This is a genomic window from Hymenobacter telluris, assembly GCF_017313265.1.
In the GTDB taxonomy this organism is placed as follows: Bacteria; Bacteroidota; Bacteroidia; order Cytophagales; family Hymenobacteraceae; genus Hymenobacter; species Hymenobacter telluris.
Map to the genome: position 1 here is coordinate 163,185 of NZ_JAFLQZ010000004.1, position 15,199 is coordinate 178,383.

Below are 15,199 nucleotides of genomic sequence, written 5' to 3' on the forward strand. Positions count from 1 at the left end.
CGGGGATTTTTAGTGGAAAACCAAGTTGAATTCCGTCCGTCGGCTACTCCTTATATCCTATGTTTACCGCAAGAGAGGTTTCAGCTCTAAAAGTATGATGTTTTAGCTTTTGCTTAAATACGCAAATAGTATCTTTGCTAAAACATCGTTCATGAAATCAACCTCCTGTATCCGGGTATTCGCTGACACCGAACACATCCAGCACTGCCAAACACACTTGTCACACGTCGAACCTGTGCTGCAGTCCTTGGCTTCCTTACTTGCTTTGGCTGGCAACGAGGTGCGCCTGAAGATCCTGTTCCTGTTGGCTCAGGGTCAGCAATTATGTGTCTGTGACATCGCCGATGTGCTGAAAATGACCGTTTCGGCTGTTTCGCAGCATTTACGGAAGCTCAAGGATGGCGGTGTACTCCACGCGCACAAGGTTGGCCAGACCGTATTTTATGTCCTGAGTGACCGGCATTTGCCGATTCTGCAACCGCTTCTCACAGGCATGTCAACGACGACTACTCGCCAAATCGCACCATGAGTACTTCTCCTTCCTCCCAAAAACCGCTAATTGGAGCTGGCCTGCTAGCGGCGCTGGCTGCGTCGCTGTGTTGCATCACGCCATTGCTGGCGGTCTTGGGAGGCCTAAGCGGCGTGGCGTCTACTTTTGCTTGGCTCGACCCGCTACGCCCTTACTCGGTGGCACTGACCGTGGTCGCGCTGGGCGTTGCCTGGTATCAGCAGTTCAAACCCGCGCCGGCCGCCGATGCCTGCGGCTGCGCAGTGGACGCGAAGCCCTCATTGATGCAATCGAAAGGCTTTTTGGGCGCGGTAACGGTGCTGGCGGCGCTGCTGCTAGGCTTTCCCTATTATGGCGCCAGGTTCTATCCAACGCCCGCCGCGCCCGTGGTGGTAGCCATGGATGAAGCCGTACCGGTCTGGCAAACCGCGAATTTCCGCATTGGGGGCATGACCTGCGATGCCTGCGCGAAACACGTCGAGCACGCGGTGCAGCAGGTGCCGGGCGTGCAGGCCGTGACCGTCTCCTACGACCAGGGCACTGCCCAAGTTCGCTTTAATGCGGCCAAAAGCCCCGCCGCCCAGGTCGCGCAAGCCATTACAGGCACCGGGTACACCGTACTGGCCACGAACTAACCGCTTCTGTTCTATGCACACGCTCGAATCCAACCCCCCTCAGCTTATTTCTGTGCTGACCTGCCCGGTTTGTACGCACGCGCAGGCGGAGCAAATGCCCACCGACGCTTGCCAATATTTTTATGAGTGTACCAGTTGCCATACGGTGCTCAAACCGCTGCCGGGGGACTGCTGTGTGTACTGTTCGTATGGAACAGTGCCCTGTCCGCCCATCCAGCAGCAGGGCCCAGGAAGTTGTTGTAGCTAAAAGTGCCTTCCTTGAGGGACTCTGACAAGGAAGAGGGCGGAGTAAGATTCCTCCTTATATCAGGGCTTCGAGCTCGTCATATATGACAATCCCCGTCTTCTTCTAGGGTTACGTCGAACAGTTCCATAAGGCCCCGAGCCTGCATCAGGATAGCGAACGATACTCTAGAATTCCCGTCAGATTTCTTTGTTCATTTCTCACCGCCTACTCCTTATTAATATGGGTGCATCCGAATCTACTGCTGTCGTGGGTATTGATGTGAGCAAAGCCACGCTCGCCGTCTGCTACCAAACCCAGGGCCAGGTGCACCATCTGGAGGTGGCCAATACCAAAGCCGGCTTTGCGCAACTGGTACAGGCCGGGGGCGCCGACAGCCTGTATGTGCTTGAAGCCACGGGCACGTACTACCTGGCGTTGGCGTACTATCTGCACGAACACGGCAGTAAGCTGGCGGTTCTTAACCCGTTGGTGGTCAAGCGCTTTATTCAAATGCACCTGAGCAAGGGCAAGAGTGACCGGAAGGATGCGCAGTGGCTCATGCGCTTCGGCCAACAACAGCCCACGACGTGCTGGCAGCCCGACGAAGCAGTCCTAGTGGAATGTCGCCAGTTGGAGCAGGTGAGTGAGCAGCTGTTGAAGCAGAAAACGATGGTCATCAATTCGTTAGAGGCCTTGCAACAGCAACCCATTATCAACGCCGTCGCCCGCCAGCACCTGCAGCAGAGCCGCCGCCAGCTGGATGAACAGCTCTTGGCCCTTGAAACCGAGATGCTGCATTTATTAGAGCAGCGGTATAGCCAGGAAATGCGCTTGTTAAGCTCGATTCCCGGCATTGGCCGTAAAACAGCCGGTATGCTGTTGCTTTTCGCCGGCGGCTTTACCCAGTGCATCTCCTACCGACAGCTAATTGCTAAAGCGGGCCTGTCGCCCCGGGAAAATAGCTCCGGAACCAGGATTCGGGGCAAGGTGCGTATCACAAAAATGGGTGGGGGCTTAATCCGCACCAAGCTCTTCATGTGCAGCTGGTCGGCCCGCCGGGCCAACACAGCCTGCAAGGCGCTCTACGACCGACTTGTGGCCAAGGGCAAGAATGGCAAAGTCGCCTTGATAGCCGTTTGCAACAAGCTGCTCAAACAAGCCTTTGCCATCATAAAATCAGGCGTACCCTATCAGGCTGATTTTGCCTCGAAATTGGCCATCAACGCTTGACTTTTAACACAGTTCATATATAGGTGCAAAAACCAGCTGCCGGAGTTAGTCTTTGTAAATCCCAATGTAAAGGCCGGACTCGGTGAAACTACCCCGGTACATGCCTTCGGAATTGAACGGCAGCGCCACGTTGCCGGCGGCATCTACGGCCACTAGGCCACCCTCCCCGCCCACCGGCGCCAGCTTGTCGTGCACCACCACGCGGCAGGCTTCGGCCAGGGTCAGCCCGCGGTATTCCATCAGGCAGCTGATGTCGTGTGCCACCATGGCTCGCAGGAAATATTCGCCGTGCCCGGTGCAGCTAATGGCGCAGGTGCGGTTATCGGCGAAAGTACCCGCCCCGATGATGGGTGAGTCGCCGATGCGGGAGTAGCGCTTGTTGGTCATGCCGCCGGTGCTGGTGGCAGCGGCCAGGTTGCCGTGCTGGTCGCGGGCTACGGCTCCCACGGTACCCATTTTCTTTTTCGGGTCTTCGTTGGGAAAGGCGCCAGGTTCTTCCAGCGGCGCTTCGGCGGCCAAAGCCTGGCTGTGGTCGAGGCGCATCCGGCCTTCCAACAAAGCTTCCTGCAATTGCTCGAACCGGTGCTCCGTGAAAAAGTATTCGGCCGGTTGGGTGGGCAGACCATGCTCGCGCGCCAGCTCGTCGGCCCCAGGATACGCCAGCAGCACATGGTCGGTTTTCTCCATCACGAGGCGCGCGGCCCGAATGGGGTTCTGCACGGCCCGCACGCCGGTTACGGCTCCGGCCGCCCGGTTGCGCCCGTCCATAATGGCGGCGTCCATTTCCTGGTGCCCTTCGTGGGTAAATACGGCGCCCCGACCTGCATTAAACAGCGGATTGTCTTCGAGGCTGCGCACGGCCAGCTCCACGGCATCCAAGGCCGGGCCACCGTCGCGCAGCACGGCGTAGCCAACTTCCAGGCTCTCCCGCAGGGCGGCTTGGTAGGCGAGTTCTTTTTCCGGCGTCATGAGGGCGGGCGAAATGGTACCAGCACCACCGTGGATGGCCAGCGCGAAGGGATGATTCATGCGCAATAAAAAATCAGCTAAAGAAAAAAACAGAACGGTAAACCAAAGGTACGCAGGCTCCTGAGCTCAACACTGCTAAAATGGATAGCCTAACCCCGTTTTTTTTCGTACGTTTGATCTACTGTTTTCAACACCCCAAACTATTTACCTTATGGCTTACGATGCTACCGGCCGCCTGCACGAAATCTTCGATGAACAGCAGGTGAGCGAGAAATTCCGCAAGCGCGAGTTCGTGCTGGAAGTTGTAGATGGCCAGTACCCCGAGCATATCAAGTTCCAATTGGTGCAGGATAAAACCGCCCTCATCGACCCGTTCAAAGTGGGCGACGAGGTTAAAATTGCGTTCAACCTCCGGGGCCGCGGCTTCAACAAAAACGGCCAGATGCTGTACTTCACCAACCTGGAAGCATGGCGCATTGAGCCAGCTGCCGGCGGTGGCGCTGCGGCACCACAGGGCGGTGGCTACCAGCAAGCGGCTCCTCGGGCTGCGGCTCCTGCCGCCAACCAGAACCCCAACCTGCGCGCTTCGGCCGCTCCCATTGCCTCCGACGACGACAACGACCTGCCTTTCTAAGCTGGATACGTTGGCGCTTGCCGACTACCAAAATGCCGCTTCCGCTTCCGGAAGCGGCATTTTTTATGGCCGGCGGCTTTGTGTGGTAAACACCGGGCAAAAGTGTTCCTGTTCAGTGAGAGGTACTATCTTGTGCACAACTCCCGCCCCCACATCAGCTTTCTTCCACCCTTTACGCTCCCGCCCATGCCCGACGTACCTGAAACCACCCGCATCAGCCAGTATGCTCCCGCCGAGCAGCGCGCAGCTTCGGAAGTGCCGGCTGCTAGCGGCTTTCCTGGGCTCATCACCCGCGAAAACGAGCCGCAGAATCTGGAGTTCCCCTTTCCTAGCCTGGCAGGCCGCCTGACGCCCACCAGCCAATTCTATATTCGCAGCCACTTCCCCATTCCGGATTTGTCTGTTGAAGGCTGGCGTTTAACAATTAACGGAGCCGTAGAACATGAGCTGACGCTGACTTACGACGAGCTACGCCAACTGCCTGCCACCACGGTTTCGGCTACGCTGGAATGCGCCGGCAACGGACGGGCCCGCTTGGCGCCCAAGCCCAAGGGGCTGCTGTGGGAACAAGGTGCCGTCGGCAACGCCGAATGGACCGGGGTGCCGCTAACCGTGCTGCTGGCCCGCGCCGGCGTGAAAGCCGAGGCTATAGAAGTTGTTTTCGAGGGCGCCGACCGGGGCGAAATAAACGAAGACCCCAAGTCACCGGGGGCTATTCACTTTGCGCGCAGTTTGCCGCTGGCCAAGGCGCAGCAGGGGGAAGTGCTGGTGGTATACGCCATGAACGGCCAGCCGCTGCCGCCGGAGCACGGCTTCCCGGTGCGCTTGGTGGTACCGGGCTGGTATGGCATGGCTTCGATTAAGTGGCTGACTACCATCACAGTCTCTACTGTTCCCTTCGACGGCTACTGGCAGACCATTGAGTACGCCTACTGGCAACGCACGCAGGGCCACCCGACTATGACTCCCGTCGCAGAAATGCAGGTGAAAGCAGAAATTGCCCGGCCTATGCTGCACGAAGCGTTGGCCGCTGGCGTGCCGTACCGCGTGCACGGTGCCGCCTGGACCGGCGAAGGCGCCATTGCCAAAGTGGAAGTCAGCACTGATGGCGGCGGCACTTGGCAACCGGCTACGCTGCTGGAACAGGACGTGCCGTTTACCTGGCGGCTGTGGGAATACCACTGGGCGCCGGCCGCGGCAGGCCGGCACAAGCTGCTGGCCCGCGCCACCGACGAACAGGGCCAGACCCAGCCCCTGGAACACAGCAAGGACCGGCGCACTTATATGATTAACCGCGTGGCTTCGGTGGAGGTGCTGGTGCAGTAGCAGCCAAACAGCTTCTGCCTCTAGCCCGAGCAGTTGCCAGGCAGCTCATACTAACGCCGCTACCGGTAAACTTCGCCAAGGCGGCTTGATTACCAATTCTTCCGGCTGCCACAAACCCTGCACCAGCTTCCCTGCGTTTATAGCGGCGTACTGCTTTCCTACGGCCTGCTTTTTGTTTCACCGTATCTGCCCCGCATGGCTGTTCCTGTTCCTGGCTTTCTTGTTGGTAAAACTGCGCTGGTCACGGGCGCCAGCAGTGGTATTGGTTTGGTAACAGCCCGCGAGCTGGCCCGGCGCGGGGCACGTGTAATTATGGTGGCCCGCAACCCCGACAAAGCGGAACGCGCCCGCACCGCCATCCAGTTTACTGTTCCGCAGGCCCGGTTAGATGTGCGCCTCTGCGACCTATCGTTGCTGAGCAACGTGCGGCAGTTGGCCCAAGACCTGGCCCGCGACTACAGCCAGTTGGATATTCTCGTCAATAATGCCGGCATCATGCCGGGGCCTTTCACGCTGACTGCCGAAGGCCATGAACTGAGTTGGGCCACCAACCACCTATCGGTTTTCGCCCTCACGCAGCTGTTGCTGCCGCTGCTTACCGCCGCCAAAGCGGGCCGGATTGTGACGGTAGCGTCGGAAGCGCACTGGCTGGGCGAAATTGAAGCCTCGCAGGAAGTGCGCAACGACCCCGAAAAATACAGCTGGCTCACTGCCTACGCCGACTCCAAGCTGGCCAACATCCTGTTCACCAATGAACTGGCCTACCGGCTGGAGCTGACCAACGTAACGGCCAACTGCCTGCACCCCGGCATGGTGAATACCGGGTTGGTACATGCGGGTAGCTCCTGGGCTATGAAAGCGTTGTGGTGGCCGGCCAAGCCGTTTATGATTAGTCCGGAGCGAGGTGCCCAAACCACCCTATACCTGGCCACGGCTCCGGAAGTAGCCAAGGTGAGCGGCAGCTACTTCAAAAACTCCCGGCCCGGCCGTAGTTCTGCCCGCGCCCAAAACCGCACCGATGCCGCCCGATTATGGCGCATTTCGGAAGAAGAAACGGGGCTGGGTTTGTAGCCTATTTCCAGTGAAGCTGGTTATAGAAATGGTCACAAACGTTGTACCGTATTTTTCATTTATTAGAAAATAAGGTACAACGTGTACTGCCACACCCGCTAAAAGCCCCCCTCCGCGTAGCAGCCTACACTACTATGTCTGATTTACAGAGCTTAATTCGCCAAGGCGAAGGAGAACAGTTAGAGTTTAAAAAGAAGACTACCCACCCTTCCCGCATTTCACGCACGCTGGTGTCGTTGGCCAACACCCACGGCGGCCGGGTGCTCGTGGGCGTTGATGACGATGGCCGCATAGTGGGTGTGCGCGACCCGGAAGAGGAAATGTACCTGTTGCGCCAGGCCGCCGAGTTCTACGCCGACCCACCCCTTACGCTAAGAATCAAGGAGTTGGAAGAGGACGGCCGCGTGATACTAATTGTAACGGTGCCCGAAAGCTCGCACAAGCCCCACCGCGCCCAGGTAGCCGACGGTGATTGGCGCGGCTACGTGCGCGTGCGCGACGAAAGCGTGCAAACCAGCCAGCTCACCGAAAAAGCGCTGGAGCGCAACGACCAGCTGGCTATGCCCCGCCTGGAAAAGCTGCCGCTCAATAAAGAGGAGCTAGCGGTGCTGGAGTATCTGCGCCAGAACCCACGCATTACGCTGCCGCAATACATGAAGCTGCTCAACATCGGCCAGCGCCGGGCCTACCGCACCCTCATTAAGCTCACCCTCCACGGCTACATCAAGCACCACGATAAGCAGAAAGAGGTATATTATACGTTGTGATTTTCGGAATTTCCGCCTCAGATGACTTTAAATTCTACAATCACATCGTCGCCGGATTCGGCGACTACGACTGGTTTGACGTGCACCCCGTAGTTGGTATATATACTTTCAACCAATAGTGGAAGGACCGTTTTGGAAGCCTGCCGCAGAAACAGACTACGCCCTTCTACAAAATTATGGTGGCTGGTATAATAGCCGTTGTTTAGGGGAATGTTAGTCAACCACCCTCCAAAAAACATACGCTTCTTAAAATGCCGACGTGATACGCTGAATACTGGCGTACCTTCCGTTCTGTAGTCCGCCGCATAAGGCACAAGGATATTAGTGGAACGCGCTAAATAGGCCGCAACGAAGGCGTGTTGTTCCGTTATTTTACTTTTCAGATAATTATTTTGCCCAATAAACTGATAGCTATACTCGGCGGAATACAAACAAAGCAGCAGCAGTACAACTGGCAGAAGGCGTGTAGACATACTTTTCAACTTGATCTGCTGCACGGCTTGGCAGACAACATATACAAGTGGCAATAGCGCTGAAATAAATAATCTATATTTCAAGGAAACAATAAAAGCCAGAGCCCAAATAGCAGCTATGAAAGCTGCGAAGGTTATTAACATTATACTTTTACTGGGTTCAGCAGGTGCGACATGTAGCACAAGCGCTACTAGTACCGCCAGAAGCAATAAATATTTTTTATACAGAAATACGTTATGCGTGGCCTTTTCTATCTTCTCAGTGAAATCTATACGGCCCGCTTTGCTATTAATTATCTTCAGCTTACTGGTATTGACTACGGCACCATCCTGAAAAAACATCAGCAGCAGTGTGTAATCAACAGGTTTAATTGCAGAGGGTAGTTTACCAGTTAATGAAATAGCATTAGGATTATCGTTGATTTGGCCGCGGAGCCTGTTGTATTCTACGTACGATTTCCAATCCCCCTGCTTATAGTTTGCTTGATCAACTACCTCAAACAATCCTACTAACACCAAGACAATAGCCAAGCTTGCCAGGGTCGTTGACGCCTTCAACCGTTTAGCTTTCAGTAAGTCATTAAAGAATAATGGAGAGCTTATGAATAGTACAACCAAAAAAATTTCCAGCCGAAGCAACGAACTGATAACGCATAATAGAATGCCTATTGCTTTTCGGTAAAGCTGAAACTCCAACAGCAACGCCATACCTGCTACACCCACCAAAGATGCAGTAGTTGTGAATTGCAGATGTAGTATTGCCTGTAGTTCAATACTATACAATAGCAGCAGGCATAACAATTTTATAAGTCTATCTTTAATTCTGTTTATGCCAGTGAAAATCAATACAGAAATAGAGAGTATGTGCAAAAACAGAAAAGACACAGTATACCATTCTATATCAGCAGATAACAAATAAAGAAATTTCAGCCCTAATCCATATATATAATTAATAAAAACTAAGTGCGCATCTGGCATACCACTATAGCTGCCCGAAGAAATAAGCAACATACAGATATCGTCATTCTCTTCAAATCTTGTTGGAAGAAAATAAACTATAGCAGCTACAATAAGTGCATTAGCAATAAAAACTCGCAAAAACAGATATTTCTTCAATACAGTCATTTAACCGACTTTCTCAAACTATATACCAGGTACTAACAAGCAGTTCAGTAAAAACCCCAAGCTGATAAGTCAACTTGGGGTTTTTATTATTCCTGCTTACGGGCGCGGGCTTGTTTCTTTTCATCTTTGGCAGCCTTCTTTTCTTTTGTTGTTTTAGTAGGCTCCTTCTTTTTTTCTTTGCGGGCGTCTTGTGCTTTAGCCATGGTGTGAGGAAGTTAGAAGTGAGAGGTGAAGAGAATAACGCAACCGGTAGGCGGCGTGTTGCTCGCTAAGCAGGTAAATTAGGCAGGTACCGGCTCTGCAATATATGCAGATGATGCGCCTCGTGGCCCGGCAGCATGAAAGCCAGGGCCCGCACGCTCACTGGGTGGCCGCTGGCCGTGCCCATTCGGTCATAAGCCTCGGGCTGAAACGAGTCGAAGAGGCTGAGGGTGGCGGCGCGCACGGTGGCGTACTCGTTGAGGATGCTTTCCAGGGCGCGGGCATTGGCACCCGAGGCGGGTACGTAGTCGTCTTGCTCGAAACCGGCCAGAGGCTGCTGGTCGTGGCGGGCAATGCGTAGGGCGCGGTAGGCGAAAATCCGCTCGGTGTCCAGCATGTGCACCAGCATTTCTTTGATGCTCCATTTGCCGGGCGCGTACGCAAACTGCGCCTGCTCATCGGTCAGGTGGCCAACCAGTTGGCGCAGCTGCTCGGGCTGATGCTGAAGTTGGGCCAGCGGGTCGGTACCCTCAGGAACCAGGCTGATATAGGTGTCGTAGTAGGCGTTGTATTGGTCGGCGGTGGGGCGCGCTAGGGGGAGCATAGGCGGAAGCGGGAAGGTGAATGGCGCTAGATACTGCGAAAAAACCGCACTGCCCCGATGCCGCCGCTGCTGAAGCCGCTGGCGGCTACTCCAGGGGCTGGTGAAACCACTGATTTCCGCCTGCACGGCCACTCGGGGCGGCTGGGTACCTGGCACGCCGAAAGCCCAGTGCAGAAAATCGGGCAGGATTCGGCCCCAGGTGTGCTGATTGTGTTGCCCGCCTACCACTTCCAGATACCGGATGCGGGCATCGGGCAGGCCCTGGCGGACGAGGGCAGCCATCAAATCCAGGGTGTCTTCAATGGCGTCGATGATGCCGTTGTGGTTTCGGTCGTTGGTTTCGTCGAGGGTGCCGGTTTGCAGCCAGAACTCATGGTCGGGGTGCGCTTCCCGCTCCCGCACCAGGCGGTGCATGATGCGGTCGGCGTCGGTGTAGCCGTCGGTGAGGGCGCGGCGGCGCCACCAGAACGAGCCGGAAAAGGCCCCCGCGCGAGTGGCAATTTCGGGGTGGTGCCACGCAAAGTCGAACGCCGTGAGGCCGCCCAAGGAGCAGCCAGCCGTTACTACCTCGTGCGGGTTGGCGCTGACCCGAAACTGCTGCTGTACGTACGGCATCAGTTCCTGCACCAGAAACTCGGTGTACTGCCCGGCCCGGCTGCCCCGCGCCAGATAGTCGGACTGGGCGGCGGTACCATACTCCTGAATCCGCTCGTGGGCATGAATGGCTACCAGCACGAAGGGTTGCAACAGTTGCTGCCGGTACAGTTGGCGGAGCGTAGCGGGTAGGCGCAGACGCCGCAAATCCTGACCGTCGTTGAGGTAGAGCACGGGGTAGGGCGTGTCGGCGGCTGGGTCGTGGCCGGGCGGCAGCACCACATCCAGTTGAACGTTCCGCCCCAGAAACCGGGAAGGCAATGGGGAAACCCGCACTACCCTACTGGAGCCGGCGCGCTGAGGGGCATTTGGCAAATACATGCACAAAAGTAAAATTGTTGACGGTTACCCTACTCTGCTTCGTATAATTAGCCAAGAAAACCGAAACGGAATAGCGGCGAGATTTTTAGTAGTTTCAATTTATTCTCGTCTTATTGCCATTATCAATCACCTAAACCAGAGCCGCTTTGCAGGAAGTCTACCGCCCTTTTTATTCCCGTACCCTCGGCCACGACGTTGAAATGCTGGTTTTCGGCGACATGGGCTACCCCATTGTGATTTTCCCAACCTCGCGGGGTCGCTACTACGAAGCCAAAGATTTCAAGCTGACCGAAGCGGCCCGTTGGTTTGTTGAAAATCACAAAGTGAAGCTCTACTGCATCGACAGCGTAGACGCGCACACCTGGTACGCCAAGCACCTGCACCCCGCCGAACGGGTGCAGAACCACATGCGCTACGACCAGATGATCGGCCAGGAGCTGGTGCCGATGCTCCAGCGGGAGTGCCACGTGGATAAGATTGGCGTGGCCGGGTGCAGTTTTGGCGGCTACCAGGCCCTCAACTTCGCGTTTCGGCACCCCGAGCAGGTGGCCTACCTATTTGCCATGGGCGCGGCCTACGATATGAGCCAGTTCGTAGACGGGTACTACGACGAGAACTTCTACTACAACAACCCACCCAGCTACATGCCCGACGCCCAGAACGAGCACTTCTACCAAATGAAGATTGTGCTGGGCACCGCCGAAGACGACTTCTGCAAGCCTTCCACCCTTCAGATGTCGGACATTCTCAACCGCAAGGGCATCCGGCACTGGCTGGATATCCGGCCCGGCACCCACGACTGGCCGGTGTGGCGCGACATGTTTCCGCATTATCTGTCACAGATGTGAGAGCTTGGATTTTAGAGTATAGAACGTAGACTGTTAGTTGTCAGCAGATTCTGCTCCGTGAAAGACTCGCTCATTCTAAGTTCTTGATTCTCTTATCTTGGCTCTAAAACCTTACCTCTTTCCACTTTAATCTTGCCCGGTTTCTTCCGACCGGGTCCCGCTTATGAAAAAAATTGGCATCCTCTTCGGACAGGAAAACACCTTCCCGCAGGCTTTCGTCGACCGGGTAAACCAGAAAACCGGCGGCAACGGCATCATGGCCGAATTCGTCAAAATTGGACAGGTGGAGCAGGCCGTGCCAACGGATTACGCCGTTATCATCGACCGGATTTCGCAGGACGTGCCGTTTTACCGGGCCTACCTCAAGAATGCCGCGCTGGGCGGCACAGCCGTTATCAACAACCCGTTCTGGTGGTCGGCCGATGAGAAGTTCTTCAACAACGCCTTGGCTGTGCAGCTCGGCGTACCAGTGCCCAAAACGTTGCTGCTGCCTTCCAAGGAGCGCCCCACCGACACCAGCCACAACTCGTTCCGCAACCTGGAATGGACCAACTGGGATGAGGCGTTTGCCAAAATCGGCTTCCCGGCCTACATGAAGCCTCACTCCGGCGGCGGCTGGAAGAGCGTGTACAAGCTCGACAACATCCACGATTTCCACCGTGCCTACGACGAAACCGGCCAGCTGGTAATGCTGCTCCAGGAAGCCGTAGACTTCACCGACTACTTCCGCTGCTACTGCATCGGGGGCAAGGAAGTGCTGATTATGCCCTACGAGCCCCGCAACCAGCCGCACCTGCGCTACGACACCGAAATGAAAACAACGGGCGCCGCCGGTAAGAAGCTGCTGGCCACCATGAAAGACTACGTGCTCAAGCTCAACCAGGGCCTGGGCTACGACTTCAACACCGTGGAATTTGCCGTGCGCGACGGTATTCCGCTGGCTATCGACTTCGGCAACCCCGCCCCCGATGCCGACGTGCATTCGGTGGGTCAGCAGAACTTCGAGTGGGTGGTGGAAGCGGCGGCCAACCTGGCCATCAGCCGCGCCAAGGCGCAGAAGCCCGGCCAGGATAACCTGACCTGGGGCACGTTTGTGCGCAACGGGGCCGGTGGGGCCGCTGCTCCGGCCAAGAAGGCGCCGGCCGCTGCCGCCAAGAAAGCTCCCGCTAAAAAAGCCACTGAGGCCAAGCCCGAGTAGTGTAAGTCACTGCCATCTAATTCATTATATCTGTCATTCCGACGAAAAAGGAATCTGAGAATAATCGTTTACCGATTTCATTCAGATTCCTTTTTCGTCGGAATGGTAGTTCCTGACCACTCATCCACCACGTAGCTATGCCTGAATTCACGCTCGGAATAGAAGAAGAATTTCAAACAATCGACCCGGAAAGCCGCGACCTACGCTCCCACATGTCGGAGATTGTGGAGGGCGGCAAAGTGGTGTTGCAGGAGCAGGTAAAGGCCGAAATGCACCAGTCGGTGGTGGAAGTCGGCACCACTATCTGCCACAACATTACGGAGGCGCGGGAGCAGGTCACGCACCTGCGCCGGATGGTGATTGAGCTGGCCGATAAAGTGGGGCTTAAAATTGCTGCCGCCGGCACGCACCCCTTTTCGCGTTGGCAGGACCAGCCCATCACGCCGGATGCCCGCTACGACAAGATTGTGGAAGAATTGCAGGAAGCCGCCCGCTCCAACCTCGTTTTTGGGATGCACGTGCACATCGGGCTGGAAAACCGGGACCTGGGCGTGTATGTGATGAATACGCTCCGGTATTTTCTGCCGCACTTGTTTGCGTTGTCCACCAACTCGCCGTTCTGGGAAGGCCGCGAAACGGGCTATAAGTCGTTCCGGACCAAGGTGTTCGAGCGGTTTCCTCGCACGGGTATTCCCGAGCATTTCGGCAGTGCCAGCGAATACGACGAGTACATTGCGCTGCTGGTAAAAACGGGCTGTATTGACAACGGCAAGAAAATTTGGTGGGACTTGCGCCTCCACCCCTTCTTCGACACCATCGAGTACCGCATCTGCGACATGCCGTTGCGCGTGGACGAAACCGTGGCCATAGCCGCCGTGATGCAGGCACTGGTAGCCAAAATCTACAAGCTGAAAAGCCAGAACCTCAACTTCCGGCTTTACCGCAAAGTCCTCATCAACGAAAATAAATGGCGCGCCGCCCGCTACGGCCTCGACGGTAAAATGATTGACTTCGGCAAGGAAACGGAAGTGCCAACCCGGGAGCTGATACTGGAGCTACTGGACTTTGTAGACGACGTGCTCGACGAGCTAGGCAGCCGCCATGAGGTGGAGTACATCCATACCATGCTGGCTATGGGCACCGGTGCCGACCGGCAGTTGAAGGTGTTCCGCGAAACCAACGACCTCAAAAAAGTAGTGGATTTCATTGTTGGTGAAACCAGCTACGGCTTGTAGTCAGGCGGTCATTCCGCCGCCCGAGGAATTTGAGCACAAACCGTTGAACGGAATAACTCAATTCCTTCGGAGCCGGAATGACCGCCTGATTATTACCACTATAGCTCCTTGCCACCTGACTTCTTCGTACTTTTGCCTTTTCCTACCCAGCCTCGTTGCTGGGCGAAAAGTTGATTGTTGTTTTTGAAAAACCCCGTTTTTGCAGCGGGTGTCCTTGTATGAAGTCTTTAAAAATTGCCATTCTCGACATGTACAACAATTTCCCCAACGAGGGAATGCGCTGTATTCTCCAACTGGTGCGCCGGGCCCAGGAAACCAGCCACGTTAGCCTGGCTTACGACGTGTTCAACGTGCGGGCCAACACCGAGCTACCCGATTTAAGCTACGATATCTACATTTCCAGTGGCGGCCCCGGCAGCCCCTTGCCTACCGATGAAGCCTGGGAAAAACCTTACTTCGCGCTTATTGACGGGTTGTTTGCCTGGAATCAGGCGCAGGCCCGCAAGAAGCACGTTTTCCTGATTTGCCACTCCTTCCAGCTGGTAAGCCGGCACCTGGAAGTTGGCCTGCTCAGCAAGCGCAAATCCACGTCGTTCGGCATCTTCCCCATGCACCGCACCGAAGCCGGCCAGAAGGACCCGCTACTGCATACGCTACCGGAGCCGTTTTTCTCAGTCGACTCGCGCGACTACCAGATTACCGAGCCGAACGAAGCCCGCTTGCGGGAGCTAGGCATCGAAATTCTGGCCATGGAGAAAGAACGGCCCCACGTTCCCCTCGACCGGGCGCTGATGGCGCTGCGCTTCACTCCTGAAATTTTTGGTACCCAGTTCCACCCCGAGGCCGACGGCGAAGGCATGCTGCGCCACTTCCAAACCGACGAGAAGCGCGAGCAAATCATTGCCAACCACGGCGAGGCGAAGTACGAGGAAATGGTGCGCCTGCTCCAGGACCCCAACACCATCGAGCTAACCGAATCCATCATCGTCCCGACCTTCTTACAGCAAGCCGTAGCCGCCCTAGAGCCACTGGCGGCAGAGCAGCAACCCGCTGGCGTTACGTTTTAACTTAGGTTTGTCATTCCGACGCAGGAGGAATCTGAGTATAATTCGTTGGTCAGCTTAAGCCAGATTCCTCCTGCGTCGGAATGACAACCTTTTTCATTAACCTCCTC

General features: G+C 55.9%; 15 protein-coding genes. 12 read left to right on the forward strand and 3 right to left on the reverse strand.

From position 1 onward, the window contains the following. Positions 1 to 151 precede the first annotated feature (151 nt). The 4 genes from J0X19_RS08080 (at position 152) to J0X19_RS08090 (ending at position 2,599) form a co-directional block, all read left to right on the forward strand. The gene (locus J0X19_RS08080; RefSeq protein ID WP_206983711.1) at positions 152 to 529 is read left to right on the forward strand and encodes an ArsR/SmtB family transcription factor; all 378 of its coding nucleotides are present in this window, start codon (positions 152 to 154) and stop codon (positions 527 to 529) included. Next, positions 526 to 1,143, forward strand: a complete 618-nt coding sequence (merTP, locus tag J0X19_RS08085; protein WP_206983714.1) for a mercuric transport protein MerTP — start codon at positions 526 to 528, stop codon at positions 1,141 to 1,143. The genes J0X19_RS08080 and merTP overlap by 4 nt, the downstream gene beginning before the upstream one ends. Before the next feature lie 13 nt (positions 1,144 to 1,156). Next, positions 1,157 to 1,390 carry a GDCCVxC domain-containing (seleno)protein gene (locus J0X19_RS24770; RefSeq protein ID WP_242582288.1) on the forward strand — a complete coding sequence of 78 codons (234 nt, stop codon included), beginning with the start codon at positions 1,157 to 1,159 and terminating at the stop codon, positions 1,388 to 1,390. Positions 1,391 to 1,609: 219 nt separating this feature from the next. Continuing rightward, on the forward strand, positions 1,610 to 2,599 hold the full coding sequence (locus J0X19_RS08090; RefSeq protein WP_206983716.1) for an IS110 family RNA-guided transposase: 990 nt from the start codon (positions 1,610 to 1,612) through the stop codon (positions 2,597 to 2,599). 45 nt (positions 2,600 to 2,644) lie between these two features. Here the strand turns inward: J0X19_RS08090 and J0X19_RS08095 are convergent, their stop codons facing one another. Further along, a complete protein-coding gene (locus J0X19_RS08095; RefSeq protein ID WP_206983718.1) occupies positions 2,645 to 3,628 on the reverse strand; it encodes an isoaspartyl peptidase/L-asparaginase family protein in 984 nt (327 codons plus the stop codon). 151 nt (positions 3,629 to 3,779) lie between these two features. Between J0X19_RS08095 and J0X19_RS08100 the strand changes: the two genes are divergently transcribed. The 4 genes from J0X19_RS08100 (at position 3,780) to J0X19_RS08115 (ending at position 7,366) form a co-directional block, all read left to right on the forward strand. Next, positions 3,780 to 4,202: a DUF3127 domain-containing protein gene (locus J0X19_RS08100; RefSeq protein WP_206983719.1), complete on the forward strand. Its 423-nt coding sequence runs from the start codon at positions 3,780 to 3,782 to the stop codon at positions 4,200 to 4,202. 186 nt (positions 4,203 to 4,388) lie between these two features. After that, on the forward strand, positions 4,389 to 5,528 hold the full coding sequence (locus tag J0X19_RS08105; RefSeq protein WP_206983721.1) for a sulfite oxidase: 1,140 nt from the start codon (positions 4,389 to 4,391) through the stop codon (positions 5,526 to 5,528). 195 nt (positions 5,529 to 5,723) lie between these two features. Next, positions 5,724 to 6,599: an SDR family oxidoreductase gene (locus tag J0X19_RS08110; protein WP_206983723.1), complete on the forward strand. Its 876-nt coding sequence runs from the start codon at positions 5,724 to 5,726 to the stop codon at positions 6,597 to 6,599. Positions 6,600 to 6,733: 134 nt separating this feature from the next. After that, complete coding sequence (locus J0X19_RS08115) at positions 6,734 to 7,366, forward strand: AlbA family DNA-binding domain-containing protein (protein WP_206983725.1); 633 nt, start codon at positions 6,734 to 6,736, stop codon at positions 7,364 to 7,366. A gap of 17 nt (positions 7,367 to 7,383) precedes the next feature. Here J0X19_RS08115 and J0X19_RS08120 read toward each other — a convergent pair whose 3' ends face one another. After that, a complete protein-coding gene (locus tag J0X19_RS08120; RefSeq protein ID WP_206983727.1) occupies positions 7,384 to 8,964 on the reverse strand; it encodes a hypothetical protein in 1,581 nt (526 codons plus the stop codon). Positions 8,965 to 9,232: 268 nt separating this feature from the next. Beyond that, positions 9,233 to 10,744, reverse strand: a complete 1,512-nt coding sequence (locus tag J0X19_RS24775) for an alpha/beta hydrolase-fold protein (protein ID WP_242582291.1) — start codon at positions 10,742 to 10,744, stop codon at positions 9,233 to 9,235. Positions 10,745 to 10,890: 146 nt separating this feature from the next. On the opposite strand from J0X19_RS24775, the gene J0X19_RS08135 reads away from it, so the two are divergent. The 4 genes from J0X19_RS08135 (at position 10,891) to J0X19_RS08150 (ending at position 15,092) form a co-directional block, all read left to right on the forward strand. Next, positions 10,891 to 11,592, forward strand: coding sequence for an alpha/beta hydrolase-fold protein (locus tag J0X19_RS08135; RefSeq protein ID WP_206983728.1), 702 nt, complete (start codon positions 10,891 to 10,893; stop codon positions 11,590 to 11,592). A gap of 163 nt (positions 11,593 to 11,755) precedes the next feature. Further along, entirely contained in the window at positions 11,756 to 12,790 is a 1,035-nt protein-coding gene (locus J0X19_RS08140) for an ATP-grasp domain-containing protein (RefSeq protein WP_206983730.1), read from the forward strand. A 137-nt stretch (positions 12,791 to 12,927) separates the two neighbouring features. Then, positions 12,928 to 14,025, forward strand: a complete 1,098-nt coding sequence (locus J0X19_RS08145) for a carboxylate-amine ligase (protein ID WP_206983732.1) — start codon at positions 12,928 to 12,930, stop codon at positions 14,023 to 14,025. Positions 14,026 to 14,243: 218 nt separating this feature from the next. Further along, positions 14,244 to 15,092: a type 1 glutamine amidotransferase gene (locus J0X19_RS08150; RefSeq protein ID WP_206983734.1), complete on the forward strand. Its 849-nt coding sequence runs from the start codon at positions 14,244 to 14,246 to the stop codon at positions 15,090 to 15,092. Positions 15,093 to 15,199 lie beyond the last annotated feature (107 nt).

Bases quoted from the DNA above. Each gene is read 5' to 3' on its own strand.
- J0X19_RS08080 (WP_206983711.1), top strand. From the start codon at position 152: ATGAAATCAACCTCCTGTATCCGGGTATTCGCTGACACCGAACACATC.
- merTP (WP_206983714.1), top strand. From the start codon at position 526: ATGAGTACTTCTCCTTCCTCCCAAAAACCGCTAATTGGAGCTGGCCTG.
- J0X19_RS24770 (WP_242582288.1), top strand. From the start codon at position 1,157: ATGCACACGCTCGAATCCAACCCCCCTCAGCTTATTTCTGTGCTGACC.
- J0X19_RS08090 (WP_206983716.1), top strand. From the start codon at position 1,610: ATGGGTGCATCCGAATCTACTGCTGTCGTGGGTATTGATGTGAGCAAA.
- J0X19_RS08095 (WP_206983718.1), bottom strand. From the start codon at position 3,628: ATGAATCATCCCTTCGCGCTGGCCATCCACGGTGGTGCTGGTACCATT.
- J0X19_RS08100 (WP_206983719.1), top strand. From the start codon at position 3,780: ATGGCTTACGATGCTACCGGCCGCCTGCACGAAATCTTCGATGAACAG.
- J0X19_RS08105 (WP_206983721.1), top strand. From the start codon at position 4,389: ATGCCCGACGTACCTGAAACCACCCGCATCAGCCAGTATGCTCCCGCC.
- J0X19_RS08110 (WP_206983723.1), top strand. From the start codon at position 5,724: ATGGCTGTTCCTGTTCCTGGCTTTCTTGTTGGTAAAACTGCGCTGGTC.
- J0X19_RS08115 (WP_206983725.1), top strand. From the start codon at position 6,734: ATGTCTGATTTACAGAGCTTAATTCGCCAAGGCGAAGGAGAACAGTTA.
- J0X19_RS08120 (WP_206983727.1), bottom strand. From the start codon at position 8,964: ATGACTGTATTGAAGAAATATCTGTTTTTGCGAGTTTTTATTGCTAAT.
- J0X19_RS24775 (WP_242582291.1), bottom strand. From the start codon at position 10,744: ATGTATTTGCCAAATGCCCCTCAGCGCGCCGGCTCCAGTAGGGTAGTG.
- J0X19_RS08140 (WP_206983730.1), top strand. From the start codon at position 11,756: ATGAAAAAAATTGGCATCCTCTTCGGACAGGAAAACACCTTCCCGCAG.
- J0X19_RS08145 (WP_206983732.1), top strand. From the start codon at position 12,928: ATGCCTGAATTCACGCTCGGAATAGAAGAAGAATTTCAAACAATCGAC.
- J0X19_RS08150 (WP_206983734.1), top strand. From the start codon at position 14,244: ATGAAGTCTTTAAAAATTGCCATTCTCGACATGTACAACAATTTCCCC.